Raw genomic sequence first — 24,084 nt, 5'->3', positions numbered from 1 at the left:
AGGTTGTCATGACCAGACTTCGACTAGCCTTGGTGGGGGCGGGTGTTATCGGTCGTCGCCATATCGGCTTGATCCAGGAGAGTGCCCAGGTAGCGCTAACCGCCATTGTTGGCCCAGGGGCTGCAACGCAAACCCTTGCCAATACGTTGGCCGTTGAGCACCACCAGGATCTACCCACGCTTTTTGCCCGGCAAACAGTAGACGGGGTGATTTTGGCAACCCCCAACGCGCTACATGTGGAACAAGCCCTGCTGTGCATAGAAGCAGGTGTGCCTGCGCTAATTGAAAAGCCCGTGGCGCATAGCGTGGCGGAAGGCGAGCGGCTGTTGAACGCGGCAAGCACTTCCTCAGTCCCTCTTTTAGTCGGTCATCACCGGGCCCATAGCCCCATTTTAGCCAAAGCGCGTGCCATCATTGCCGAAGGGGTGATTGGGCAGCCGGTCGCTATTCAGGGAAGCGCGCTTTTTTATAAGCCGGATAGCTATTTTGACGAGGCTGCATGGCGCAGGGAGCCGGGAGGTGGGCCTGTGTTGATCAACCTAATCCATGAGATTGGTAATCTGCGCTCACTGTTGGGCGATATCACCCATGTGCAGGCGATGACCTCCCAGGCCACGCGCCAGTTCACCGTGGAAGATACCGCGGCCATTAACTTTCAGTTTGCTAACGGCGCGCTGGGCACATTTTTACTGAGCGATACGGCGGCCACGCCGCGTAGCTGGGAGCAGTCTAGCGGTGAGGATCCTGTCTACGCGCATTACCCCGATGAGGAGTGTTATCTGGTGGCCGGTACTCAGGGGTCATTGTCGGTACCGACGCTGCGCATCAAACGCTACTGTGAGGAGCAAGTTGCTTCATGGTGGGAACCGTTTGATGAGCTGACACTCGATGTTCGCCGCGATGACCCTTTGGCTTGCCAACTTGCTCATTTTGTCGCCGTTATCCGCGGCGAAGCAACGCCCTTGGTCAGCGTGCACGATGGTTTGCAAAACCTAAGAGTCGTTGAGGCGATTTACGATGCGGCTGCCACAGGCCGGTGTATAGCACTCTAGGCGAGTTATCAAAATAAGTTGTCGTTCCACAACAAGAGTTAACATTTCTGATAGTTAGAATACTGTCTATTGTTAAACCTATTAAGTTAAATATTCTTTAGTTTTAGATATTTATACTAAAGTCGTGTTTTTTATGACTAAAGTAAAAGAGTAATCTTGCTGTATGTAGCGCGAATAGATGTACGAAATGCGAACATAAAAACAAAGCAATAATAGGAAGTTAAAATGAAAAAAATCTTTGCCGCAACCTGTTTCGCCGTTTGCAGCAGCGCCTTGGCTCTCGGTCTCACTGTTTCCTCCGCTAGCGCCAATGAGTGGCCGACTAGCGATATTCGCCTGGTCGTTCCTTATGCGCCGGGTGGCACTACCGATGTCTTGTCGCGTCGCGTTGCTGATCTCCTCCAGCAAGAACTTGATGCCAATGTCATTGTAGAAAATCGCCCAGGCGCGGGCTCCACTGTAGGCACCGGTCGGCTCGCCCGCGGTGGCCGTGATGCTGACCACACCATCCTGATGGCATCCCCAGGGCACACGATTGGTGCCGCGATTTACCCAGACCTGGCCTATGACCCCGTTGAAGATTTCGTCTTTCTACAAAATATGATCGATATCCCCAATGTCATGGTGGTACCCGCAGACAGCCCCTATGAGAATGTCATTGAGTTTATCGAAGCTGCGAAAGAAGACAACATGACCTTCAGCCACAGCGGCGTAGGTAGCTCCATTCATATGTCGGGTGAGTTATTCAAAACGCTGACCGAAACGAATATGACGGCAGTGCCTTTTGCGGGTAGCGGCGCGGCGCTTCCTGCGTTGCTGAGCGGCGATGTGGATGTTTCGTTTGAGAACATGCCAGCGGTGCTCTCGCACATACGTTCAGGTGATCTACGCGCGCTGGCGGTTACCTCTGCCGAGCGTTCCGAGTACCTTCCTGATGTCCCGACGTTGTCAGAAATCGGTGAATATAACCTCGACCAGTTCATCACGACTGCCTGGTTCGGCCTGATTGCACACAGCTCCTTCCCTGAAGAGGCCCAGAGCACAATGCGAGAAGCGCTAGCCAATGTCATGGAGCGCGAAGAGTTTCTGGATTTCGCCGAACAGCTGGGTGCTGAGCCGGGCCAAGTGGCCGGTGATGAGTTCAAACAGTTTATCGCCGATGACCTGCAGCGCTGGGAAGAGGTTGCCGAGCAGGCTGGTATCAGTCAATAAGTTCAGTAACCCCCAATAAGCTAAGGCGAGGGCTATGTCCTCGCCTCTCTTATTTGTTAGGAGAAGGCAGCGATGACGACATCGGATTCCCATCGCAGGGTGAAGATAAAGGACATCGGCGATGTAATAGCAGGCGTTGTCCTGCTGGGATTTGCCCTTGTGCTGGTCTTTTACCTGGTACCCAACTACATCAATGAGCCGCCCATTCTGCAAAACCCGATGATGTCGCCCCGCTGGCTGCCTACGATCGTGGGTTGGTTGATTTTGCTGTTTTCCATTCTGCTCATCCTCCAAGGCTTACTGGTAACAGGTGCTCGCGAGGAAGATGAGCGAGCGATTGAAAAGGGCTCGCCGCGGCGTTTCTTTATGATGGTCGTTGCGTTAGTGATCTACGTTGCCCTGTTTGAAACGATGGGCGCGGTGTTCTGTGGCATCCTTGCAACGCTCGTCTTGTTTGTGGCCCACCCTGTGCGCACATGGTGGGTGTATAGCTTGGCCTTCCTGTTTCCCATCGTCGTGACATTCTTATTTGTTGAAGTGATGAATGTACCGCTTCCGATAATGCCGTTTTGGCTCTGATTGACTGATTCTCGTACTGGGTGAGCTATGGAAAATTTTTCGGAAGTCATACACCTATTCTTTACCCTGGAGAACTTCCTGGCGATCGCCGTGGGGGTTGTCATCGGTGTGGTGGTGGGTTCGATCCCAGGATTAACCGCGACAATGGCGGTGGCATTAGCGCTACCCTTCACCTTCTCAATGCAGCCGATTGCCGCCATCTTGCTGCTGGTGGGGATTTACAAAGGGGGGATGTACGGTGGTTCGATTACGGCGATCTTGATACGCACGCCAGGCTCTCCTGCTTCTGCCTGTACGCTGCTTGACGGCTATCCCATGGCCCAGCAGGGGCATGCGAAGAAAGCCCTCAAGGCGGCGCTATACTCTTCGGTTATCGCCGATTTTATCTCCAACATCGCGCTTATCTTCTTTGCCGCTTATCTGGCTAAGATCGCGCTTAATTTCGGCGCCCCAGAATTTTTCTGGCTGATCTGCTTCTCGCTGACCATTATTATTTCCTTGGCCAGTGGCTCGATGATTAAGGGCTTAATGGCGGCTTTGCTGGGCATTCTGCTTTCCATGGTAGGGCTTGACGATGTCTTTGGCTCTCAGCGGTTGACCTTTGGCAGCTACAACTTAATGGATAGCATCTCCTTTATTCCCTTGTTGATTGGTCTATTCGCCATACCGGAGATTATTGAGTTTTATCGCAAAAAAGCGGTGCCGCATATTAAGGCTAAGGCCAGTGGTGCTGGCTTGGCGTTTTCCGAACTGAAGCGCTGCATGTCGAGCATCGTACGGGGCAGTTTAATTGGGGTCATCATCGGCGCGATACCGGGTACTGGCGCCACCGCGGCGGCGTTTATTTCTTACAGCGATGCGCGCAGGCGCTCGCCTAATAAGGCTAATTTCGGTAAAGGTGAAGTCGAGGGTGTTGCGGCCGCGGAGGCGGGCAATAATGGCGTCGCGGGCGCTACCATGATCCCTCTGCTCTCGTTAGGTATTCCTGGTGATGTGATTACCGCGATTATACTCGGCGCCTTTATGGTGCATGGTTTGACGCCTGGCCCGCTGATGTTCCAAGAGAACCTATCACTGATTTATGCGCTGTTTATGGGCATCATGCTCAGCTCCGTTATTTTGCTGGTGGTGGGTAATGTGGCAATTAAGTACTTCTCATTAATTGCTGATATTCCAAAGCCGATTCTGTTTCCCATCGTCCTGATGTTTTGCGTATACGGCGCCTATGCGGTCAATAACGATACCTTCGATGTTGGGTTGATGTTGGCCTTCGGTGTGCTGGGATATATCTTCAATCGGGCGGCGATACCCGCAGCTCCGTTTCTGATTGGTTTTATCCTGGGTCCGATGTTTGAAGATAACCTGCGCCGCTCTCTTTTAATCGGCTCCAATGACCTATCAATTTTTGTACGTGGCCCGATTACTTGGTTCTTTATTGCCCTGACAGTGGGCTCGATTGGCTTGGCGTTTTATCGCTTTTGGGAGGCGCGCAGGAAGCGTCCTATAACGTCTAAGACCTCCTAAACCGCTAAGGCTTTACAAACATTTGAATGTGACAAGAGAACAAGTCAATGAGTGACCACTTTTATAGTGCCGATCGTATCCGTGACCGCTTTTCCCAAGCGATGTCCGATATGTATCAGCAAGAGGTACCCCAGTACGGCACGCTGCTCTCGCTGGTGGCGGATGTTAATCGAGAGGTCATTGAGCGCGATGTCAGGCTAGCGGACACGCTCACTGCAAACGGTGAGATGGAGCGGTTGCACGTTGAGCGACATGGCGCCATCCGAGTGGGCAGCCCCGAAGAATTGGCGCTGTTGCGCCGCATGTTTGCCGTTATGGGCATGTTTCCGGTGGGTTACTATGACCTTTCAGTCGCTGGCGTGCCTGTTCATGCAACGGCGTTTCGTCCCATCGACGATGAAGCGCTGAAGTTAAACCCTTTCCGTTTGTTCACGTCGTTACTCCGGCTTGAGCTCATTGCGGATGCCGAGCTGCGCGAACGGGCGGCGGCGATTATAGCGTCGCGAGAGATCGTCACCCCGCAGGCCGTCGCCCTGATCGAACGCTTTGAGGCTCAGGGTGGGCTCAACGAAGCCGAGGCCGAAACCTTTGTGGTTGAGGCGTTGGAAACCTTCCGCTGGCACCGTGATGCCACCGTCGATTTAGCGACCTATCAAGCGCTACACCAAGAGCATCGCTTGATCGCGGATGTGGTTTGCTTCCGCGGGCCGCATATCAACCACTTGACCCCGCGTACCCTGGACATAGACGCGGTGCAGCAGCGCATGCCGACAAAAGGTATTACCCCGAAGGCGATTATTGAAGGGCCGCCTAGGCGCCACTGCCCGATTCTATTACGGCAAACCAGTTTTAAAGCACTGGAGGAGTCCATCTACTTTGCGGATGAGGCAGAAGGCCAGCATACGGCGCGCTTTGGTGAAATCGAGCAGCGCGGGGTTGCCTTGACCCGTAAAGGGCGAATGCTTTACGACCAGTTGCTGGCTGCTTCACGTCAGGGCGATCCAGCCGTTTCTAATGCTGACCATCAAGCTCATTTAGCCCAAGCGTTTGCTGAGTTTCCTGATGATCAAGACGCGCTGCGCCGCCAAGAGCTGGCATTTTTCCATACCGTGCAGTGCCGGGCTACACGGCAGAGGACGCCACTAGCGATAACATCGAACGGCTTTTAGCAACGGGTGCGCTGGTGGCAACGCCCATGATCTACGAAGATTTTCTGCCGGTGAGTGCGGCGGGCATCTTCCAGTCTAACCTGGGCGATGGGACGCGCGATGAGTACAGCAGCCACTCCAGCCAGCAGACGTTTGAGCAGGCCCTGGGCACCGCCCGTGACGGATGAAATTGCGCTGTATGAGCGTCGCCAAGCCAACTCGCTGGCCCAGGCACTTGCCGAGCTGGGCGGCGCATAAGGGGGAGTAGCCTGCGCTGAGCGCGCTGCCCTTGGTTGGCCTATCCGACCGTAACACCGCCGCAAACAAACAGCGTTTGGCCGGTCAAAGCCGCTTCGGTCGTCGCAAAAGAAGCTGACGGCCTGGGCTACGTCTTCGGGCTGACCCATACGCTTTAACGGAATATTATCGATGATGCGACGGGCGCGCTCAGAATCGGGAGGATTATTCTCCCAAAAGGCACTGGTAGCAAGGGCCCTGGGGCAAACGCAGTTAACCGTGATGCCGTGTTCCGCCAGCTCCAACGCCCAGGTTCTCGCCATAGACTGCAGCGCTCCTTTCGTGGCGCTGTAAATGGTGCGCGCCTCTTTGCCGAGCACCACGCGGCTGGCATTGATGACGATGCGCCCCATACCGGCTGCTTTCATGGAAGGCAGCAGTGCCTGTGTGCATATCAGCGCCGAGCGGACGTTCAGGTGCATTAATGTGTCGAAGTCTTCAAGCCGCGTCTCTTCAAGCAGCGCGGGGGCGACAATGCCTACGTTATTGATCAACCGGGTCACCGTATGGCGCTCGGCTATTTTCGCCATCACCCGGCGAGAGGCATCGGCATCGGCAAGGTCGACCAGGACGGCATCAGCTTGCAAAGACGCTGCTTCCGGCTCAACAATATCTACCACGATAACCTGGTAACCCTCCTGCTGGAGACGCAGGGCAATGGCTTGGCCGATGTTTCTAGCCCCGCCGGTCACCACGGCGCAGTGATGCTGAGATGTTCTGCTTTGATCAGAGTGTGAATGCATTTTTGTTATCCTTGGCGGTCATCAATCTTTGTTTTTGTATAAACCCAAACGTTAAAACGTCATCAGTCCCGACATCGTCATCAACCAAATTATTAGGCTAAGCGTAAAGAAGGAGGCTATAGTCGCCACCAGCAGAGCCGCCGCGCTCACCCCGGCTAAGCCATAGCGCTGGCCGAGTAGGGGGTAAATGCTGATCAACGGAGCGGCAGCAAACAGCAGCGCACCGGCCATATAAAGTGGGTCGATACCTGGGACAAGATAAAAGGCGATGAATATAGCCAGTGGGTGAAAGAGGAGTTTGCCGGCCACTATTTGGCCAACGTCCCTGGCCATTCCTTTCACCTGCAGGCCAAACAGCGCCCCGCCAATGACGAAAAGCGCCGCAGGGCCAGCTGCATCGGCTAGCATATCAATGGCTTTAAACAGCGGGCCAGGTATCTGCACGTGGGATACCGCGAGACTAATGCCGACCAGTAAACCAATCAGCACCGGATTTTTGATTAGGCTAAGCGCTGTGTGTTTGACCGTTTTCCATACGCTGGAACCTTGATGGCTGCCCATTTCAGCTAAAATCAGCGCGGCGGGAATAATAAGCAGGTTTTCAATGACCATATTCAGCGCCAAGAGCACCGCCGCTGGGGAGCCAATGACCATGGCCGCCACCGGGTAGCCGACAAAGCCACTGTTGGACGCAGCCATACCGAGTGCCTGCATGGCACTGGCGTTAAGGGGCTGGCGCTGTCGTTTTAAGCAGAGCAGCAACCCCCCACTAAACACGGCGATAGAGCCCAGGCCGTAAGCAACCAGGTAGTTGAGCTTGAAAATATCTTCCAGAGGCTGCTGGGTTAACGCACGAATCACGAGCGCGGGCAGCGCGCAGTAAAGTACAAATACGCCCACCCCCTGCATCTGATCGCGCTGAATAATACCGCTCCATCTCGCTATATAGCCTAAGCCAATGAGTAGGAATATGGGCGTGGTAATCCCAAGTATAGTGAGCATGGCGGCCCCTTAGCGCATGAAGGCAAATGGTTAAGTTCGAATAACGAATAATTGTACGCTATTTCTCTTGCGCTTCATGGCATGGAGTGAACAGAAGGCGTGACAAGTTGCTCGATATAATGCGTACGCAGCGGTGTCACATGCGGATCGATCTGTTCAGAGGCGATGCAATCGGTGTTTTCAGCCCGCAGACGGTCAGGGTCAAACAGCGGCATCTTGAGCGCTGCCGTTAATTTCCGCTTCCAAGTGCTGCTGCGCGGTGACGCGCACAAAAGCATTCGGCGCACCCAGCCCTTGGTACCCTTCACGCTGCACCAGCTCAAAGAAGAACGCTTGACGGCCGGGTTGGGTATACAGCTGATGGAAGTCACCGTCGCTGTCCTGATCAAAGAGGATGTGGTGCGCTTGCATCCCAGCTCTGTCTGGCGGGAGAAGATATGGAAAGTGTCCAGCACCAGGCCGACATTAGGGTGGGCCGCCCGGCGCACCACCTCCCGGCTGTCGCGGTAGTCGTGAATATGGCGGCCCCAGGCCATCGCCTCATAGGCCACACGCAGGTGTCGCCGCGCGGCCCTGGAGACCTTCGAAATCGCTAAACGGCTGCAGCGTGACCAGCTTAAGGCCGCGGGAGCGTATCAACTCCCCCGCCTCCCACGGCGTGCCGGGAAACGCCGTTAGGTCGTTTTCAAACAGCTCAAGCCCCTCAAAGCCAGCTTGGGCAATGGCGTCTACCTTCTCTTCGAGCGAGCCGCTTAGGCAAACCGTGGCAATGGATGAGTACATGGCATCACGCTCCTTGCATTGAGTAATATCAGTAGCCCAATAGGCGTGGCAGGAAGGTGACTAGCGTGGGTGCTTTACCTACACAGCTTCTCAACCTGTGCCCGTGCTTCGGCCAGTGCTGTACGCCTAGCGTCTCCTTCACCCATGCCAGGTAGTTCAAGAGCTGCGTTCCATGTACCGCGTAGAGCTGAGAGCATGTCCTGAATGGGTAGTGCGCCTTGACCAGGCATGAGTCGACCGCCACGTGCTTCGGCAATAATATCGCCTTGAAGCTCAGCCGTGGCGTCGCAAATCTGCACCAGATTGACGAAATCCGGTGGCAGCGTGGCTAACTCTTCAGCAGTTCCGCCTGAGCGGGCAAGATGCAACAAATCCACCAGAATTCGTGCATTATGCTGCTCGGAGCGCTCTACCACCTCACGTGCATCCGAGAGCGTGCCAACAGCACGCCAGCGCATGAATTCAAGATGGACAAGCAGCCCGTGTGCTGCTGCGTTTTTGCAGATTGCTGCAAAGCGGTCAATCAACAACGCTCGATCATCGATATCACCGGTAACAATCAATCCGGTTGCTCCCAGCTCCTTTGCTACTTGCAGAAGAGGTCGTAGGGTGTCCGGCGCAAGGTTGTGGGTGATCGGCACTAGCTCTATTTCGCTAATAGCTATGCCCCGGGAATGGGCATAATCACGCAGCGCCAGTGTCTCGACAGAGCCAGGAACCATCGGGTAGACGGGCGTGCCGGCCGCCGCTGAATGTAGGCGCAGCGCGACCGAAGCATGCCCAGTGTCGGCCGCCAAGTCGATGAGCGCAGCAGGCTCGAGTTCCATTGCACTCAAATGCGCGAGTCCGATGGGATGAGCCATTAGTAAGTCGCCCGCCCGCCCGATGCATCGAACACGAAGCCCGTGGTACATGAGCATTCAGGACTAGCTGCGAAGGCCACGACAGCTGCCAGCTCCTCAATACCGAGTAGGCGTTGCATCGGGATCTTCGCTTTCGAAGCAGCGATATGCTCTGCCGTCATTTGCTCTAATAGTTCTGTTTCAACCATTACCGGGGCCACAGCATTAACAGTAACCCCGCTGGTCACTAGCTCTTTCGCGAGCGACTTCGTGAAACCGATGGCTCCCGCTTTAGCCGAAGCGTAGGCAGCGATGCCGGGTACTCCTTCCTTTCCAGCAATGGAGGCGACGGTAACAATGCGTCCGTAGCTCTTTTCAACCATGGCGGGTACGAAGGCGCGGCTAACCAGGAACACGCTATCAAGGTTCACTTGTATCACCCGTCGCCATGTCTCGAAATCATAATCAGTCACGGGGACGACGGGCCCATTAATTCCCGCGTTATTTACAACAATAGATGGAGCGCCATACGTAGTCAGCACTGTTTGAGCGGCAGTGGCAACACTTTCGGGATCAGCAACATCGACGGCCATGGTGTCAATTGGCTCGAAACCCGCAGCCACTGAGTCGAAATACTCGGGCCGGATATCCCAGATAATGACCTGCGCGCCGTCTGCCGCCAGGCGCTTAGCGATCCCACGTCCAATGCCGCGAGCCCCTCCGGTAATGATCGTGATTTGCCCTTCCAGCTTCCTTGTCATGATTCTACTCCAGCGTTCGCTCGGTAATATTTGATCGTCTGTTTCAGCCCTTGAGAAAGTGGTGTGGGCGACCAGTCCACCAATATGGCTGCACTGTCATCGGGTGGCGGAAGCACAATTGGCATCGGATCCCCCGTTGCTGTAACCGAGATATCCTCGCTGGCCTGCTCGTCAAGCATGCGCGCCACCTCGACGGCCTCGATTCTTTGGCCGAACAAATTCACCACGTGCGCGCCCGCAATATCGGCTTTCAGTGCGGCCATAAAGGCTGTGGCCACGTCTGCGACATAAATCATGTCAAGCAACCCTGTAAAGGGAATCGTGAACGATCGACCTTCAGCCACAGCACGTGCAGCAAGGCTTGGTCCAGCAGAAAGGCCTATCTCGCGACCAGGCCCGTAAACCACATAAGGCCGCACCCCGACGGAGGCGAGCCCATCATTATCCCAGAAAGACTGCGCGCAGATTTCGCCGGCCAACTTAAAGGCCCCATACAGCGTTGTTGGCTGGGGGGTTGAGCCCCCGCTAGGGCCGTAAACCCCGGCAGAACTCATGTAGATCACGCTCTTCTGGTTGAGTGTTTGTGCGACAGCAAAGACGTTAAGCAGGCCGATCAGATTCACTTCAGCCCCGAGCCGAGGGTTAGCACGGCAGCCGGGAGTCAGCATGCCTGCTAGATGAATGATGCGCTCCGTCCCCATGGCTGCTGCTTGCAACTGATCGGTGTCCCGGATATCGCCTATGTGCCAATTGAGCATGTTGGCGGCATCCGAGCCACAGATCGCGGCCACCAAACGGCGATCCTCTTTCAAGTCAAATACGACGGGGCAGTAGCCCTCAAAGAGTAGTGCGCGCAGTGTCCAAGCGCCGATGAAACCCGCGGCCCCAGTCACAAGAACTTTGGGCGCCTCTGCGGAGGGGAGTGGAGGGAAGGCAAGATCACTCATGGGCATCGACATCGCTCAGTACGTGCTGGGTTTGGTAAAGCGTGATGCAGTCAGACGCAAGTGCTCCCAGGTGATTCTTAAGCGCCACTATCGCCGCCTCAACAGAGGCACGATCCATTCCTTCAACCAACAGAGCAACGGCGACGGTAATGTCTTTATCGCGAGATTCGCGGAAGATTTTCTCCTTTGTGGGCTGCTGGCCAGTGGTAGGATCACCTTCGAGCGCATGAGCTGCCAATATGCCATCAAGGTGCATTATCTTATCTATCCAGTCGCCGTTAGCGAATGCGGTTGCCGTGTCTCGCTTATCTTCTCCAAACTCAAAAGTGGCGATCCAACCCCGACACCACGCCCTGCACTGCCAAGGACACGGCAAATCGTCCGCGAGGGCGCTATGTATTCCGATAAAATTCGCTGCGTCCAGGGCGTTGGGTCGTTAAGGCGCGCAAGATAAGGCGAAGACTCTAATGTCTCAAGCGTGCGAGTCTCATACATCATAAAGTAGCGACGGTGAGCCGGCGTTCCTTCCACCGCAATACAGCGTCGACCACGAAGGAATCCCGGAACCGACATTCTTTCAGGCATGTGCTCAAGGCTGTGCCAAGCGTTGTAATCCGTCTCTGCTACCTCGGTCACACCGCCCCAATTGGCAAGTATTCCTTGCCCCAAAAATCCCGTCATTATTTGGTTCTCCTGCCGCATTGCCTAAGGAACTGCAGCTGATGACTCAGTAGAATAGTTTTGGTAGTGCCAGCGTCAGCCAAGGCCAGAAGGCCACGAGGCACAGCGCCAGCATGTTGACGGCCAGGAAAGGCAACGAGGCAATAGATAGGCGCCCAACACCGACTCGCGCAATCACCGAGCCTAGATAGATACAGTTGCCCACGGGTGGCGTTACCAGGCCAATCCCTAACGTCATGATCATAATGATGCCGAAGTGCACTGAATCGTAGCCTGCCGCCTCTGCCACAGGCAGCAGTATTGGGGCGAAGAGCACCAGTGCCGGGACAAGATCCATGAACATCCCAACCACCAGCAAAAAGAGAATGATCAATAGGATGATCATCCAGGGGCCATATCCAACCGTGTCAAAAAAGCGTACCAAGGTGTCTGGGTATCTCTCCACAGCAACAATCCAGGCTGTAACGGAGGTGGTAGCGAGGATAAACAGTGGCACGGCCGTGTTGATCGCAGAGTTAACCAGAACCTTCCACATCTGTATCAGCGTCTGATCACGATAGACCACACCGCCTAGCAGCAGCGCATAGATCACGCCGATAACGCCCGCCTCTGTCGCCGTCGTCAGTCCACTTACAATGGCACCGAGCAGGAAGACCGGAAGCAGCAGCGAAAGAAAGGCACTTTTAAAGCTCTCCCAAAGCTCCCTGCGGGTGGCACGGCGTTCGCGGCGTGGCCACTTTTTGCGTTTGGCCATCGTGAAGACCGCCGCCATCAGCATCAGACCCACTAACAAGCCAGGCACAATCCCCGCGAGAAATAGCTGACCCACGCTTTCACCCACCGTAATACCGTAGAGCACCATGGGAATTGAGGGTGGTATCAGTACGCCGATGGTGGATGAGCAAATGGTAATGGCACCCGCATCTTCTCGGGTGTAACCCTGCCGTTCCATTGGCGGTACCATGAGTGAGCCGAGCGCCGCGGTATCGGCCACCGCCGACCCGGAGATACCGCCAAAGAACATGGAGGCGGCAACATTCACTTGTCCCAAGCCACCACGAATATGCCCAACAACTGCATCGGCGAAACGCACTAGACGCTGCGCAATAGACGTTTCGCCAGCCAATGCTCCTGCAAGAATGAAGAGCGGCACCGCAACCAGCGAAAACGACGAAATGGCATTCACCATTTTGTGCCCGATGATCAGCAGCGGGTAGCTGCCATCCAGCCAAATAGCGATGGTAGCCGCAAGCCCCATACCGAAACCGATGGGCACGCCAATGAGCAGCAGCAAGACAAAGACGAGTGCGATTGTCAGCAGCATTTGTTAGTTTCCTATCGGATTAGTTTTATTATGCGTCGCGTCTGACCGCAGCCTTTAATGCCGGGCCCAACCGTTCTAGCACCATGAGCACGATCAGCGCCGAGGAAAAGGGTATAGCGCCATATACCCATGCTTTAGAGATGCGCAACGCTTCAGTGAACGAGGTCATACCCTGTTGTGTTAGCAGAACGCCCTGCCACAACATGATGCCGAAGAAGACTAGCGTCACCATCAGCACAATCACCGCGTTCCAGCGACCGAGCCAGCCTGGCAGCATTTCGCTCACCACTGTGAAAGCGATGTGCGAGTGCTGGTGATAAGCGGCAACGCTGCCGAGAAAGACCAGCCAGACCAGGATGATGTTCGGCACTTCAGTCCCCCAATAAAGAGAAGACTGAAGGAAGTAGCGATAGACAACGCCCAGCGTGACGACAGCCACTAGCGCAGCCAGCAGTAGGCCGATCAGGATCTTCAGGATCCGGCTAATCAGTTCCATGGTTTCAATCCTGGCCAGCGGTGCGGACGGCTTCAATTAGATCGGCGCCAATGCGATCCTCATAGGCTGCCCATGAAGCCTCGGCACCAACGCGAAAACTCTCACGATCCACATCTGAAACGATGGTCATACCACGGTCGGACAGTTCATTCACCAACGCTTCGTTAGCTTCACGTGTAGCTTGCACCTGAGCATCACGACTGATCGTCGCTGCTTCCATGACGGCTTCTTGCAAATCGGAGTCTAAGCCTTCCCAAAAGCGGGCAGACACAATGAACTCCGATGGGATCGAGGCATGCTCAGTCAGCGAAAGCGTGTCCTGAACCTCATCGAAACGTGAGTTAACGATAACCTCAGGTGGGTTTTCCTGCGCGTCCACTACGCCTTGCTGAAGTGCCGAGTAGAGTTCAGAAAAATCGAGCGGTGTAGGGTTTGCGCCCCATTCACGAAAGGCGATGAGCCATGGCTCGACATTCGGCACTCGGATATCGAGCCCCTCCAAGTCTTGGGCCTTGCGGATTGGTACTCCAGAAGTGGTAATGTCGCGGAAGCCCAGCTCCCCCCAACCCAGCACCTTGAAGCCATTTTCGTACATGATGTCATCTAACGTCTGCTGAACCTCACTACCACTGCGTAGGACCTCATCTAGATGGTTGGCATCTCTGTAGATCATCGGCAAATTTAGAACTTCGAGTCGCTGATCAATCTGGCCGTGGCGTCCGACTACGGCTCCTTCAATCACACCAAACTGCATACCTTCAAGGTATTCCGTCTCGGTTCCGAGTTGGGCATTCGGGAAAGCTTCGACCTCAATTTTACCTGGAGCCAAGCGTTCTAGCTCGACCGCGAAATCCTCAATCCAGGACTGGTAGCTATGAGATGTAGGCATAGAGTGTGCTACGCGAAGCGTGATCGTATCTTGTGCAGTGGCGTATTGGGTTCCCAGCGTTATTGCAACAGCAACCGCTAAGGTAAGGGGCTTCTTAAACATTTTGTTTTCCTTTGTTTTTAAGATTACTGGCGGCCTCACTGATAGAAATCTAATTCACTGACATACAGTATGTCAACAAGCAGATAAATGATCACTCAGGAGTATCTTTGCCTTATGGCAGGACGTAAGCACGGGCTCTCAATGAATGAAAAAAGCCTGCATTCAGTCTTTTCAACGGGTTAGCATTGCCTCTGCCTCTGCCTCTGCCTCTGCCTCTGCCTCTGCCTCTGCCTCTGCCTCTGCCTCTGCCTCTGCCTCTGCCTCTGCCTCTGCCTCTGTCTCAGACGCAACGTCATGCTCCCTGGTAAACCATGGCGTTTCGCTGAGTGACTCTGGAAGATATTGGATTGTGTAACAGGATGGCGGGTAAGTGAGGTGCTGTTAGCAGTTCCTTGGGGCTAAGCTAGTCTCTTTGCTATTGCTAGTATGAATCCGAGGTGGTTGAGCTTAGATAGAGAACGCCGCATTCAGCGAGCAAACAGGACCAATGACATGTCAGGCCTGAATTCTGCGAAACAAAGTTCAAGCCCTCGTTATCGATTGGTTTGAATAGCTGAGGGAAGGATTGAAAGCCACGTATGCCGTATATAGGCAATATCACTCTTATGCGAAACAGGGCACCGAGTCTATGGCTGTCAATTCGGCAGGTATTAGAGTGAGGCAAGCGCCTTCACATAGTTTTCTGTCATTGCTGAGATATGCTGCTCCAAGACAATCAGAAGCTTTTCCTCGTCCCTTTCCTCGAAGGCGTTCCCGATGGCTAAATGCTCGTCATAAGCCTTCGTGCGGTAAATCTGCAGCGGCACGGAAAGGTGCGCACGAAGTGCACTAATACGCCCCGAGATCAGCTCGTAAGCTTGTCCATAATAAGGGTTACCGCAGAATTCGAAGAAAGTGGCATGAAAGGCGTCGTCAGCCTCGGTGTAGGCTAGTAACTCATCGTTGTTACGCGCGTGGCCCATGCTTTCAATTATACGGTTCAGTGCAGACGACGTTTCGGCGGGCGCACTGTTAATAGCCAGCTTCGCTGCACCCAGTTCCATTTGCCGGCGGAAGTCGACCAGCATCTCAATGTCGCTAGCATCTGGACGGAAGACAATGCTGCCTCGACGAGGTAGCACTGTAAGCAGCCCCTGGTGCTGAAGAATCGAGAAAGCCTCGCGGACAGGGGTTCTGCTAACACCCATTTCGGTCGCTACACGCTCTTCCGAAAGTATTTCTCCTAGACCAATCTTGGTGGAGATGATTGCCGCCTTCAGTTCATCCGCTACTTCCATCGCTAGAGTTCGCGGACGTTTAATGCGTCCTAAGTTCATGGTTTGCTTGCTGGGCATATTGGTCTAGTTACCCTCTTTCCGGCTTTTATAGCCCACTATAAATCGCCACTATAAAAAAAAATCTACCATTAGCATACAGTATTCAATTTCTTACGTGCCTATCTTTCCAAATACAACTCTGAAAATAAGTCGTATTGAAGTAGATCATGTCGATTTATATAGCACTCTCTGGTTGAAGCTATCATGTAACCTGAAAAGGGGAATTAGGTTGAGTTTCCTCATAGACCTGTCGTTCTGACAAGGGTTGACGTTGGTGCTTTAAGAACGAAAACGCAGCTCCCTTGCATCTGTTCGTGCTTCATGGCCCGAGCTTTATGTTACGAATTGAGCAGAAGAGGAGACCAACTGTTCAATATAATGCGTACGCAGCGGTATCACATGCGGATCGATCTGTTCGGAGGCGATGCAATCGGCGGTGAAAAAGCGAAACGCATCCACGCCCTGGAACACAAACAGGTCAACACCCGACAGTGTTTTGGCGTCCGCCTGGTGGGCGGCGTTTAACAGCTCGGTGTGGGCGGGGATGTAAACCGCATCAAAGACCCAGTGCTGGCTACTCAGCCCAGCGGTATCGATGGGGCAGCCGGGGTGATTGATGTGACCAATGGGGGAGCAGTTGACCACGCCCTGCCAATGAGGCAGTTCTCGCTGAGCCTGCTCTGGCGTGATGCACGTCGCCTTAATGCCCATCGCGTTAAGATCACGGCTGAGGCTCTCTGCCCGGGCAGTGTCATGTTCAAGAATATTGATGTGGCTAACGGCAAGTTCTCCCAGCGCGCACGCTACCGCACGCCCAACGCCACCGGCGCCAATCAGCAGTACCTCACCCGCGGGTTGGTCGCCGAAAGAGTGGCGGTAGGCGCTGATAAAACCGGTGTAATCGGTGTTTTCAGCGCGTAGACCGCGCTCATCGAACAGCAGCGTGTTGGCGGTGCCTACCCGGCGCACCCCTTCACCGCGGATATCGGCCAGCTGCGCGGCTCTCTCCTTAAAAGGGAAGGTGACATTGGTCCCCCGGTAGCCCTCACTGCGCAGTGCTTGGATAGCGCTGGGAAAGTCAAAACCCGTCACCCCCAGGCTGTCGACTAAATCGTAGCGCACCGGCACTCCCAATGATTCCCCCAAGCGCTCATGGAGATCGGGAGATTGTGATTTTGCTATACCCTCGCCTACTAGCCCCAGTTTGATCATGCTTGGCTCTCCCCCTTGTCTTGATGACGACTGCTAATAGCCGCTTCCAAACGCTGTTGCGCGGTGACGCGTACAAAGGCGTTCGGCGCCCCCAGCCCTTGGTACCCTTCACGCTGCACCAGCTCAAAGAAGAACGCCTGGCGGCCGGGTTGGGTATACAGCTGATGGAAGTCACCGTCGCTGTCCTGATCAAAGAGGATGTGGTGCGCTTGCATCCATTGCAGGGTTTGCGCCGGTAGGTCGAAGCGCGCGGCCAGGTCGCGGTAGTAATTCCCGGGGATTGGCAGTACCGGCGTGCCCGCCTGCTGCAGCGCAGCGCTGGTGTCGCGCATGGCGTTGGTGCGCAGGGCGACATGATGAATCCCCGAGCCGCCGTATTGGCGCACAAAGCGGTTGCTGGCGGTATCCGGCGAGGCGCTGGCGTTAAGCGCCAGGCGAAAGCGGCCGTTGTAGTTCTGCAGCACTTGGCTTTGGATCAGCCCGCGGGGATCGGTGACATCGAAGGAGGGTGTTGGCGCCAGCTGGAAAATAGCGCGGTACTGCAGCATCAGCGAGAGGTAGTCGTGGTAGGAGAGCGCCACGCTGATATGGTCGATATCCACCAGCGCCCCCTGAGGAACCGGCTGCACATCGACAGGGAACTCGCGATCCCAGGTGCGGCTTAGCTGCGAGTCATCAATAATGTAGGAGAGGCTGCCATCCACATTGCGCAGGGCGCTCATGCGGTGGCTGGCGCCCACTTCTTCAGGTTCGACAATATCGTAGCCAAGTTTGTCTGCACGTTTAAACGCCTCATAGGCATTTGCCACGCGCAGGCCAATCGCCGTTACTGCGGTGGCATCGCGTCCTGGCGTGCGGCCGGTAAAGCTCGATTCGGCATTAAGCACCAGATTAACGTCACCTGCCGCCCAGCGCTCGGCGTTAAGCGTATGGTGGCGCCCCACGCAGGCCATACCCAACGCACTGAGCAGCTCGCGCAGCGGTGCTAAATCCGCAGGCTCAACGGCAATTTCCAGAAAGGCGACCGACTCGACCGGCTGCGGTGCGGGAATGCCACTGTCGCCCTGCATGCTGCGTAGCAAGTGGTAGGAACGCAGCCCGTCCCGGGCCGTCTGGTCGCTGTGGCCCATGCGGAAGACATCGTTAAAGATCTCGTGGGAGAGCGGGCCGTCGTAACGGGTCTCATCCAACATGGCCATGAATTTATCCATCTGCAGCTCGCCCTGGCCAGGGAAACAGCGGTAGTGGCGGCTCCACGACAGATGATCCATGGAGAGACGCGGTGCATCGGCGGTCTGCACCAGAAAGATGCGATCCCCCGGAATGCGGCCAATGGTGCCCAGCTCGGTCTGGCGGGAGAAGATATGGAAGGTGTCCAACACCAGGCCGACATTGGGGTGGGCTGCACGGCGAACCACCTCCCAGCTATCGCGGTAGTCGTGAATATGCCGACCCCAGGCCAGCGCCTCATAGGCCACGCGGAGATTACGCCGCGCGGCACGCTCGCCCAGCTCATAGTAGTCATCGGCGGCGCGGCTTAAGCCTGGTAGTGCGTCGGGATGAACGGTACTGCACGCCATGAGCAGATCCGTACCCAGCTCCTCCATCAGGTCGAATTTGTGCTCGGCGCGGTCAAAGGCCCGCTCCCGTGCGCGCCCCTGCAGCCCTTCGAAATCGCGAAACGGCTGGAGCGTGACCAGCTTAAGGCCGCGGGCGCGAATCAACTCACCCGCTTCCCGCGGCGTGCCGGGAAACGCCGTTAGGTCATTTTCAAACAGCTCAAGCCCCTCAAAGCCGGCTTGAGCAATGGCGTCTACCTTCTCTTCCAGGGAGCCGCTTAGGCAAACCGTGGCAATGGATGAGTACATGGCATCACGCTCCTTACATTGAATAGCATCAGTAACCCGCCAGTCGCGGCAGGAAGGTGACCAGTGCGGGGACGAAAGTAATCAGCAGCAGAATCAAAAACTGCACGCCCAGCATCGGCAGAATGCGGCGGATAATTGGCCCCATTCCCACGCCGGAGACGGAGTCTGCGACAAAAAGGCAGAGTCCCATGGGCGGCGTGATCAGCCCCATCATCAGATTGAAGATCACCACGATGCCGAAGTGCAGCGGGTCGATACCCAACGCCATGGCAATGGGATGGAGGATCGGCACGAGCACCAAGATCGCCGCTATACCCTCTAAAAACAGACCCACCACCAACAGGAGCAGAATCACGGCGATCAGGAAGGTCCACTGGGTATCGATACTCATCAGTGCCCACTCGGTGAGCATGTTGGGCACGCGCTCAAACGTTAACACCCAGTTGGCCGCCGCTACGGCGCCCATGATCACCATAATCACCGCGCTGTCGCGCATGGCCCGGGCGAAGATAGCGGGCAGGTTCACCAGTTTGATATTGCGGTAGAGCACCACGCCCAGAATCAGCGCGTAGACCACGGCAAAGGCTGCCGCCTCGGTGGGCGTGACGATACCGGCAAGAATGGCCCCGACCACAAACACTGGCATGAGCGCAGGCAGCAGACCGTGGAGAAGGGCGTGGCGGCGCGACTGCTGTTTTGACTGGGTGGCGCCAAGGTCACCAGCAAAAAAGTAGACGTAGATGGAGAGCCCCAATGCCAGCAAAAAGCCCGGCACGATACCAGCCAAAAACAGTCCCGGTACCGACACACCCGACACCGTCAGTGCATAGATAATCACCGGAATACTGGGTGGAATAATCGGGCCAATGACCGAAGAGGCAGCTGTGAGCGCAGCGGCAAAATCCCGGGGGTAGCCCTCTTTTTCCATTGACGGTATGAACACCCGCCCTAACGCGGAGGTGTCGGCAATCGCCGAGCCGGAAAGGCCAGCAAAAATCACCGAGGCCCAGATATTCACGTGTGCCAGTCCGGCTTTAAGACGGCCGACGATAGCGGTGGCGAGGTTAATAATCCGGTGGGTGATACCCGCCTCGTTCATCAGCTCGCCAGCCAAAATAAACAGCGGTATGGCCAGCAGCGGGAAAGACTCCATCCCGCCGAAAAACTGCTGAGAGACGATACGGATGTGGTAGGGCAAATCGCCGGTGCTCATCAGCACCGTTAGCGAACCGAGGATGGCAAAGGCAAACGGCACACCAAGCAGAATAAGGGCTAGAAGCAGTATAAAGATCATGCGGATGTCTCCTCGTCCTGTTGATTGCTCAGACGCAGGCCCGCCATCACCAGTGCAGAGAGGCTGAGCAACCCGCCGCCAATTAGCATGGAGGCTTGAAACAGCCACATCGGCATCCCCGTGCTTGATGAGGTGCGGCCTCCGCGGGAGGCGAGGAATTCAACGGCTGACCACATCAAGCCAATGCCCACCACAAGCACTACTAGGTCAACGGCCACGGCCTGCCAGCGCACCCAGCGCGGCGGCAGTAGACGACGAATAAGGTCAAAGCCGATATGTTTGTCCTGCAAGTACGCCCAGGACATGCCAAACATTAGGCCGTAAATCATCAAATAGATGGCGGTATCTTCTCCCCAGGTAATGGAGCCGCCATAGGTGTAGCGCGCAAAGGCATTGCCCGCGACCAGCAGGAAAATAAGCACCATGGCAAGCCCTGCCAAGCTGCCATTGAACAGGATCAGGCCGCGGTGTAGCCGGGCGAGAAGATGAGACATAAGAGCACCTTCGATCGATAGTCAGGCACGCAGGGTCGCGAGTGGGCCACCTAAGGCCCACTCGCAACGCGCTTTGTTTAGGCAGGGGTTAGAAGCGCGCGGACGCCTCTTCCACAGCGGAAGAAAGGCGCTCAATCCACTCTGCGTCATCGCCAAGCTCTTCGGTCAGGTACGCCTGAACCGGCGGCTGGGCGGCTTCGCGGAAGGCCTCCATCTGCTCAGCGGTGGGCTGGGTGATCTCCATGCCCTCTGCTTCCAGTTTGGTGATCCCCTCAGCCGAGTTGAACTGCTGAATGGCACGGCCGGTGGTACCCGCAACCACGGCGGCACGCTTAACGGCAGCTTGCTCTTCCTCGCTTAGCGACTGAAAGATCTCATCGTTAATCAGCAGGTGATCGACGCCGTAAACGTGGCGATCCAGGGTCAAATAATCCTGAAACTCATAGAAATTATTGCCGTAGATCACGGAGATCGGGTTCTCCTGGCCATCGACTACGCCGGTAGCCAGCGCTGTGGGTACTTCACCCCAGGCAATACCCTGGGGCTCGCCACCCAAAGCGCTAACCATTTCCAGGTAGAGCGGAATGGTTTGAACGCGGAACTTCAGGCCTTCCATATCCTCAGGCGAGTTGATCGGGCGCACGGAGTTGGTGAAGTGGCGGAAGCCCGTTTCGCCGTAAGCCAGCGTGCGTAGGCCGGTTTCCTGCAAGCAGTGCTCGGCCAACGCTGTACCAAACTCGCCATCCATCACTTGCCACGCCACTGGCGCAGACGGGAAGGTGTACGGGATATCCGTGACAGCGACCGCCGGGCAGAAGTTGGCATAGGCGCCGGAGACCATCGCAATGCTGATAGTGCCATCCTGAGCGCCTTCAATCAGCTCGGTTTCGCCACCTAGTGCTCCGGCGGGGTAGAGCTCTACGGTGAGATCTGTTTCGGCTTCTATCAGATTTTTAAACACCTGACCCGCCGCGCCTTTTTTGGAGGTGGTCCAGTCATCGGGGTCGACGTGGGCAAAGCGTAGCGTTTGGGCAGAAGCATTCGCTGCGGCAACCAGCGTTGCCGTCGCGAGGGCCGCCGTCAGCGCGCGTTTCAAAGGCAGTTGCTTCAATGTAAACCTTGGGGCCATAAACTTGGGGTTGGTAAACATAGGGCTTGTAAACATAGGGGTCAGAGACATTGTTGTTGTCCTCTTGTCGGGCCGTTGTTATAAGGTCTGGAAAAGCCTAAAGCAGTGGCGTGTTTAGCCGTTCCATCCTGTCACAATAAACAATGTACGAAATGGTACGTTCAGTCAAGCTATGGCATACTAGACCAAAGACGACCACGACAATAAAAGGCATGCTCTATGACAGCTCCTTCTACCAAGGCCAGTCCCCCTGCCGCGGGGCGACGGCGTAAAAATGACCCCGAATCCGTACGCGCCGATATTCTTGCGGTGGCTACCCGCGAATTCTCAGAAAAAGGCCTCTCTGGGGCCCGGATCGATGAGATCGCCGAGAAAACACGCGCCTCTAAGCGCATGATTTACTACTACTTTAATGATAAAGAGACGCTCTACCTACACACCTTGGAAGCCGCCTACCAGAAAGTGCGCCTGCAGGAGGCCGAGCTGGATCTTGACCACCTGGCCCCGCTCGAGGCGCTTAGCCGACTGGTGCGTTTTACCTTCTGCCACCACGCCAAAAACCCTGACTTTATTCGCCTGGTAATGATCGAAAATATTCATCATGGCCGCTTTTTAGCGCAGTCAGAGTTGATTCAATCACTCAATGCCGGGGTGATTGATGTACTCACCAACGTTTATATCCGCGGTGTAGAAGAGGGTTGTTTTCGTGAAGGCTTGGATCCTCGGGAACTGCACTGGCTGATTAGCGCGCTGTCGTTTTTCAATGTCTCAAACCAGCACACCTTTTCGCGGATTTTTGATTGGCAACAAGCCGCGCCTGAGAACCAGCGCAAACTAGAAGATCACGTTACCGAGATGGTGCTGCGCTACGTGGGCACTGACGCCACGCTGTCGCAATCGTAAGTACCGGCCTATTTAGCGTATGGTTCGAATGACGAACATATGTACAATTCTGTTCTAAGTCGTGCCTTTATGAACTGTTTTGCTGGTTCTGAACAACGTTAATAGGAGGCGTAACGCCCATGCCTGCTGGATTTTTAAAGCATCCTTTTATGAGAGCGCGCCGTCGCTGAGTGTGACGATGACGCCATGGTGAATGCCATGCTGGCCTTTGAATTAGCCCTGGCCGAGGTACAGGAAACCAGCGGCGCGGTACCTGCTGGGGTTAGCCAGCAAATGCACGAACAGTTGGAAAATGCGGCTTTCAATAGCGAAGAGATCGCAGCGGGCATCGCCAGCGGTGGCAATGTGGCGATTCCGTTTGTAAAGCAGAGCCGCTCGCTGCTTTCCGATGACATCAAGCGTTACTGGCATCAAGGGGCGACCAGCCAGGATGTCGTCGACTCCGCGCTGATGCTCCTACTTAAACCACGCTTGGCAGCGCTGGATGAACTGTTGGTGCGCTGCCGTTCAGCGGCGCTCACGTTGATGAACGCTCACGCTGATACGCCCATGGTGGGTCGAACGTTAATGCAGCAGGCACTCCCCGTTACTTTTGGGGTGAAGGTGGCTCACTGGGCAATTGGCCTGGAGCAGGCGCGCCGCCGTTTAAGCGCTGTTGAGCTACCCGTTCAGTTTGGTGGCGCGGTGGGCGTGCACTCGGGTTGGGATAACCTTGGGCTTGAGTGGATGGACGCATTGGCCGAGCGGTTAGGCTTGGCGGTGCCGGTGCTGCCTTGGCATACCGACCGCTACCCCATTCATGCCATCGGTACGGGGTTAGACGCGGTCGCCGGTGCCGCTGAAAAAATCGCCCTGGATGTGGCGCTACTCACCCAGACCGAGGTCGGCGAAGTCGCGGAACCCTCGGCACCCGGGATGGGGGAGTCCTCCTCCATGCCCCATAAGCGTAATCCAGTACGCAGCGCGCTGATTCGCGGCGCGGCGCGGCAAGTGCATGGCCACACCAGCGTTTTGATCAACGCTGCCGCCCAACCCCTTGAGCGTGGATTGGGGGAGTGGCACGCGGAGTGGGCGCCACTGATGGAAAGCGCTCTGCTGGTAGAGGGTGCGCTAGAGCAAGTGGCCGTGCTGCTGGAGGGGCTCGAGGTGTACCCCGACAACATGTGGCGCAATCTGTCGGCCACTGGCGGCGGCATTATGGCGGAGCCCGTCGCACGTATACTGGCGCCTACGCTAGGCACGGATAGAGCCAAGGCTGTTAGCGCAGAAGCAGCAGAAACCTCACGCCGGGAAGCACGCACCTATTCTGATGTGCTCGCCCATCATCCTGATGTGAAAGGGGCCGTAGACCCCGAGGCGCTGCGTAATGCCTGCGACCCCGCTTTATACCTTGGTAGCAGCGCGGCCCAGGTCATGCGCGCCAGAAAATGGCTAGAAATCCAATAAGCGTATTTAAAAACAAAGCGTTAAGTTCGATTGTGAAAGG

The 24,084-nt window shown here is 55.6% G+C and carries 23 protein-coding genes and 3 pseudogenes; 7 read left to right on the top strand and 19 right to left on the bottom strand.

The genetic code is table 11. From position 1 onward, the window contains the following. Positions 1-8 precede the first annotated feature (8 nt). The 5 genes and pseudogenes from FDY98_RS15740 (at position 9) to hglS (ending at position 5,773) form a co-directional block, all read left to right on the top strand. On the top strand, positions 9-1,052 hold the full coding sequence (locus FDY98_RS15740; RefSeq protein ID WP_027958711.1) for a Gfo/Idh/MocA family protein: 1,044 nt from the start codon (positions 9-11) through the stop codon (positions 1,050-1,052). Between the two features lie 225 nt (positions 1,053-1,277). Next, positions 1,278-2,264: a Bug family tripartite tricarboxylate transporter substrate binding protein gene (locus FDY98_RS15735; protein ID WP_027958710.1), complete on the top strand. Its 987-nt coding sequence runs from the start codon at positions 1,278-1,280 to the stop codon at positions 2,262-2,264. Positions 2,265-2,336: 72 nt separating this feature from the next. Then, entirely contained in the window at positions 2,337-2,843 is a 507-nt protein-coding gene (locus FDY98_RS15730; RefSeq protein WP_022521134.1) for a tripartite tricarboxylate transporter TctB family protein, read from the top strand. 27 nt (positions 2,844-2,870) lie between these two features. Beyond that, the gene (locus tag FDY98_RS15725; protein ID WP_022521135.1) at positions 2,871-4,367 is read left to right on the top strand and encodes a tripartite tricarboxylate transporter permease; all 1,497 of its coding nucleotides are present in this window, start codon (positions 2,871-2,873) and stop codon (positions 4,365-4,367) included. A 47-nt stretch (positions 4,368-4,414) separates the two neighbouring features. Beyond that, positions 4,415-5,773 (top strand): annotated as a pseudogene (hglS, locus tag FDY98_RS15720) (2-oxoadipate dioxygenase/decarboxylase HglS). A gap of 146 nt (positions 5,774-5,919) precedes the next feature. On the opposite strand, the pseudogene FDY98_RS29630 reads toward hglS, so the two are convergent. The 19 genes and pseudogenes from FDY98_RS29630 to FDY98_RS15635 all read right to left on the bottom strand — a co-directional run. Then, positions 5,920-6,555: pseudogene (locus FDY98_RS29630) on the bottom strand (SDR family NAD(P)-dependent oxidoreductase); the annotation flags it as partial. Positions 6,556-6,606: 51 nt separating this feature from the next. After that, positions 6,607-7,557, bottom strand: coding sequence for an AEC family transporter (locus tag FDY98_RS15710; protein ID WP_027958707.1), 951 nt, complete (start codon positions 7,555-7,557; stop codon positions 6,607-6,609). Positions 7,558-7,631: 74 nt separating this feature from the next. Next, complete coding sequence (locus FDY98_RS28360) at positions 7,632-7,772, bottom strand: hypothetical protein (protein WP_340146905.1); 141 nt, start codon at positions 7,770-7,772, stop codon at positions 7,632-7,634. Further along, entirely contained in the window at positions 7,759-7,968 is a 210-nt protein-coding gene (locus tag FDY98_RS28355; protein WP_027958706.1) for a hypothetical protein, read from the bottom strand. Before FDY98_RS28355 ends, FDY98_RS28360 begins: the two co-directional genes overlap by 14 nt. 71 nt (positions 7,969-8,039) lie before the next feature. Next, positions 8,040-8,093, bottom strand: a pseudogene (locus tag FDY98_RS28350) (hypothetical protein); the annotation flags it as partial. 4 nt (positions 8,094-8,097) lie between these two features. Continuing rightward, positions 8,098-8,340 (bottom strand): sugar phosphate isomerase/epimerase, encoded by a 243-nt coding sequence (locus FDY98_RS26280; RefSeq protein ID WP_027958705.1) that lies wholly within the window; start codon positions 8,338-8,340, stop codon positions 8,098-8,100. A gap of 74 nt (positions 8,341-8,414) precedes the next feature. Further along, entirely contained in the window at positions 8,415-9,203 is a 789-nt protein-coding gene (locus FDY98_RS15700) for a sugar phosphate isomerase/epimerase family protein (RefSeq protein WP_027958704.1), read from the bottom strand. Beyond that, positions 9,203-9,943 (bottom strand): SDR family NAD(P)-dependent oxidoreductase, encoded by a 741-nt coding sequence (locus FDY98_RS15695; protein WP_022521142.1) that lies wholly within the window; start codon positions 9,941-9,943, stop codon positions 9,203-9,205. Before FDY98_RS15695 ends, FDY98_RS15700 begins: the two co-directional genes overlap by 1 nt. Continuing rightward, positions 9,940-10,890, bottom strand: coding sequence for an NAD-dependent epimerase/dehydratase family protein (locus tag FDY98_RS15690; protein ID WP_051430510.1), 951 nt, complete (start codon positions 10,888-10,890; stop codon positions 9,940-9,942). Before FDY98_RS15690 ends, FDY98_RS15695 begins: the two co-directional genes overlap by 4 nt. Next, positions 10,883-11,146, bottom strand: a complete 264-nt coding sequence (locus FDY98_RS15685; RefSeq protein WP_155705949.1) for a hypothetical protein — start codon at positions 11,144-11,146, stop codon at positions 10,883-10,885. Before FDY98_RS15685 ends, FDY98_RS15690 begins: the two co-directional genes overlap by 8 nt. 471 nt (positions 11,147-11,617) lie before the next feature. Further along, the gene (locus FDY98_RS15680; RefSeq protein WP_027958702.1) at positions 11,618-12,895 is read right to left on the bottom strand and encodes a TRAP transporter large permease; all 1,278 of its coding nucleotides are present in this window, start codon (positions 12,893-12,895) and stop codon (positions 11,618-11,620) included. 28 nt (positions 12,896-12,923) lie between these two features. Next, positions 12,924-13,391 (bottom strand): TRAP transporter small permease, encoded by a 468-nt coding sequence (locus FDY98_RS15675; RefSeq protein WP_022521146.1) that lies wholly within the window; start codon positions 13,389-13,391, stop codon positions 12,924-12,926. A gap of 4 nt (positions 13,392-13,395) precedes the next feature. After that, positions 13,396-14,382, bottom strand: coding sequence for a TRAP transporter substrate-binding protein (locus FDY98_RS15670; RefSeq protein ID WP_022521147.1), 987 nt, complete (start codon positions 14,380-14,382; stop codon positions 13,396-13,398). A 650-nt stretch (positions 14,383-15,032) separates the two neighbouring features. After that, complete coding sequence (locus FDY98_RS15660; protein WP_158414237.1) at positions 15,033-15,698, bottom strand: GntR family transcriptional regulator; 666 nt, start codon at positions 15,696-15,698, stop codon at positions 15,033-15,035. A 333-nt stretch (positions 15,699-16,031) separates the two neighbouring features. After that, positions 16,032-16,910 carry a shikimate dehydrogenase family protein gene (locus FDY98_RS15655; RefSeq protein WP_022521149.1) on the bottom strand — a complete coding sequence of 293 codons (879 nt, stop codon included), beginning with the start codon at positions 16,908-16,910 and terminating at the stop codon, positions 16,032-16,034. Beyond that, positions 16,907-18,778 carry a bifunctional sugar phosphate isomerase/epimerase/4-hydroxyphenylpyruvate dioxygenase family protein gene (locus FDY98_RS15650; protein WP_022521150.1) on the bottom strand — a complete coding sequence of 624 codons (1,872 nt, stop codon included), beginning with the start codon at positions 18,776-18,778 and terminating at the stop codon, positions 16,907-16,909. The genes FDY98_RS15655 and FDY98_RS15650 overlap by 4 nt, the downstream gene beginning before the upstream one ends. A gap of 28 nt (positions 18,779-18,806) precedes the next feature. After that, positions 18,807-20,072 carry a TRAP transporter large permease gene (locus FDY98_RS15645; protein ID WP_022521151.1) on the bottom strand — a complete coding sequence of 422 codons (1,266 nt, stop codon included), beginning with the start codon at positions 20,070-20,072 and terminating at the stop codon, positions 18,807-18,809. Continuing rightward, on the bottom strand, positions 20,069-20,566 hold the full coding sequence (locus tag FDY98_RS15640) for a TRAP transporter small permease (RefSeq protein WP_022521152.1): 498 nt from the start codon (positions 20,564-20,566) through the stop codon (positions 20,069-20,071). Before FDY98_RS15640 ends, FDY98_RS15645 begins: the two co-directional genes overlap by 4 nt. Before the next feature lie 88 nt (positions 20,567-20,654). After that, positions 20,655-21,746 (bottom strand): DctP family TRAP transporter solute-binding subunit, encoded by a 1,092-nt coding sequence (locus FDY98_RS15635; RefSeq protein WP_022521153.1) that lies wholly within the window; start codon positions 21,744-21,746, stop codon positions 20,655-20,657. 168 nt (positions 21,747-21,914) lie between these two features. Here FDY98_RS15635 and FDY98_RS15630 point away from each other — a divergent pair, with 168 nt between their 5' ends. Together FDY98_RS15630 and FDY98_RS15625 are read left to right on the top strand one after the other, a co-directional pair. Continuing rightward, complete coding sequence (locus tag FDY98_RS15630; RefSeq protein WP_022521154.1) at positions 21,915-22,598, top strand: TetR/AcrR family transcriptional regulator; 684 nt, start codon at positions 21,915-21,917, stop codon at positions 22,596-22,598. A gap of 198 nt (positions 22,599-22,796) precedes the next feature. Continuing rightward, positions 22,797-24,044 (top strand): class-II fumarase/aspartase family protein, encoded by a 1,248-nt coding sequence (locus tag FDY98_RS15625; RefSeq protein ID WP_340146596.1) that lies wholly within the window; start codon positions 22,797-22,799, stop codon positions 24,042-24,044. Positions 24,045-24,084: the final 40 nt, after the last annotated feature.

The sequence above is a fragment of the Halomonas sp. PA16-9 genome, assembly GCF_009728585.1.
GTDB classification, from domain to species: Bacteria; Pseudomonadota; Gammaproteobacteria; order Pseudomonadales; family Halomonadaceae; genus Vreelandella; species Vreelandella titanicae.
Note: the sequence above shows the minus strand (reverse complement) of the source record. Positions and strands in the feature narration are given on the sequence as shown.

Coding starts and splice junctions, on each gene's coding strand:
- FDY98_RS15740 (WP_027958711.1), top strand. CDS start 9: ATGACCAGACTTCGACTAGCCTTGGTGGGGGCGGGTGTTATCGGTCGT.
- FDY98_RS15735 (WP_027958710.1), top strand. CDS start 1,278: ATGAAAAAAATCTTTGCCGCAACCTGTTTCGCCGTTTGCAGCAGCGCC.
- FDY98_RS15730 (WP_022521134.1), top strand. CDS start 2,337: ATGACGACATCGGATTCCCATCGCAGGGTGAAGATAAAGGACATCGGC.
- FDY98_RS15725 (WP_022521135.1), top strand. CDS start 2,871: ATGGAAAATTTTTCGGAAGTCATACACCTATTCTTTACCCTGGAGAAC.
- FDY98_RS15710 (WP_027958707.1), bottom strand. CDS start 7,557: ATGCTCACTATACTTGGGATTACCACGCCCATATTCCTACTCATTGGC.
- FDY98_RS28360 (WP_340146905.1), bottom strand. CDS start 7,772: ATGCCGCTGTTTGACCCTGACCGTCTGCGGGCTGAAAACACCGATTGC.
- FDY98_RS28355 (WP_027958706.1), bottom strand. CDS start 7,968: ATGCAAGCGCACCACATCCTCTTTGATCAGGACAGCGACGGTGACTTC.
- FDY98_RS26280 (WP_027958705.1), bottom strand. CDS start 8,340: ATGTACTCATCCATTGCCACGGTTTGCCTAAGCGGCTCGCTCGAAGAG.
- FDY98_RS15700 (WP_027958704.1), bottom strand. CDS start 9,203: ATGGCTCATCCCATCGGACTCGCGCATTTGAGTGCAATGGAACTCGAG.
- FDY98_RS15695 (WP_022521142.1), bottom strand. CDS start 9,943: ATGACAAGGAAGCTGGAAGGGCAAATCACGATCATTACCGGAGGGGCT.
- FDY98_RS15690 (WP_051430510.1), bottom strand. CDS start 10,890: ATGAGTGATCTTGCCTTCCCTCCACTCCCCTCCGCAGAGGCGCCCAAA.
- FDY98_RS15685 (WP_155705949.1), bottom strand. CDS start 11,146: ATGCACCTTGATGGCATATTGGCAGCTCATGCGCTCGAAGGTGATCCT.
- FDY98_RS15680 (WP_027958702.1), bottom strand. CDS start 12,895: ATGCTGCTGACAATCGCACTCGTCTTTGTCTTGCTGCTGCTCATTGGC.
- FDY98_RS15675 (WP_022521146.1), bottom strand. CDS start 13,391: ATGGAACTGATTAGCCGGATCCTGAAGATCCTGATCGGCCTACTGCTG.
- FDY98_RS15670 (WP_022521147.1), bottom strand. CDS start 14,382: ATGTTTAAGAAGCCCCTTACCTTAGCGGTTGCTGTTGCAATAACGCTG.
- FDY98_RS15660 (WP_158414237.1), bottom strand. CDS start 15,698: ATGAACTTAGGACGCATTAAACGTCCGCGAACTCTAGCGATGGAAGTA.
- FDY98_RS15655 (WP_022521149.1), bottom strand. CDS start 16,910: ATGATCAAACTGGGGCTAGTAGGCGAGGGTATAGCAAAATCACAATCT.
- FDY98_RS15650 (WP_022521150.1), bottom strand. CDS start 18,778: ATGTACTCATCCATTGCCACGGTTTGCCTAAGCGGCTCCCTGGAAGAG.
- FDY98_RS15645 (WP_022521151.1), bottom strand. CDS start 20,072: ATGATCTTTATACTGCTTCTAGCCCTTATTCTGCTTGGTGTGCCGTTT.
- FDY98_RS15640 (WP_022521152.1), bottom strand. CDS start 20,566: ATGTCTCATCTTCTCGCCCGGCTACACCGCGGCCTGATCCTGTTCAAT.
- FDY98_RS15635 (WP_022521153.1), bottom strand. CDS start 21,746: ATGTCTCTGACCCCTATGTTTACAAGCCCTATGTTTACCAACCCCAAG.
- FDY98_RS15630 (WP_022521154.1), top strand. CDS start 21,915: ATGACAGCTCCTTCTACCAAGGCCAGTCCCCCTGCCGCGGGGCGACGG.
- FDY98_RS15625 (WP_340146596.1), top strand. CDS start 22,797: ATGCTGGCCTTTGAATTAGCCCTGGCCGAGGTACAGGAAACCAGCGGC.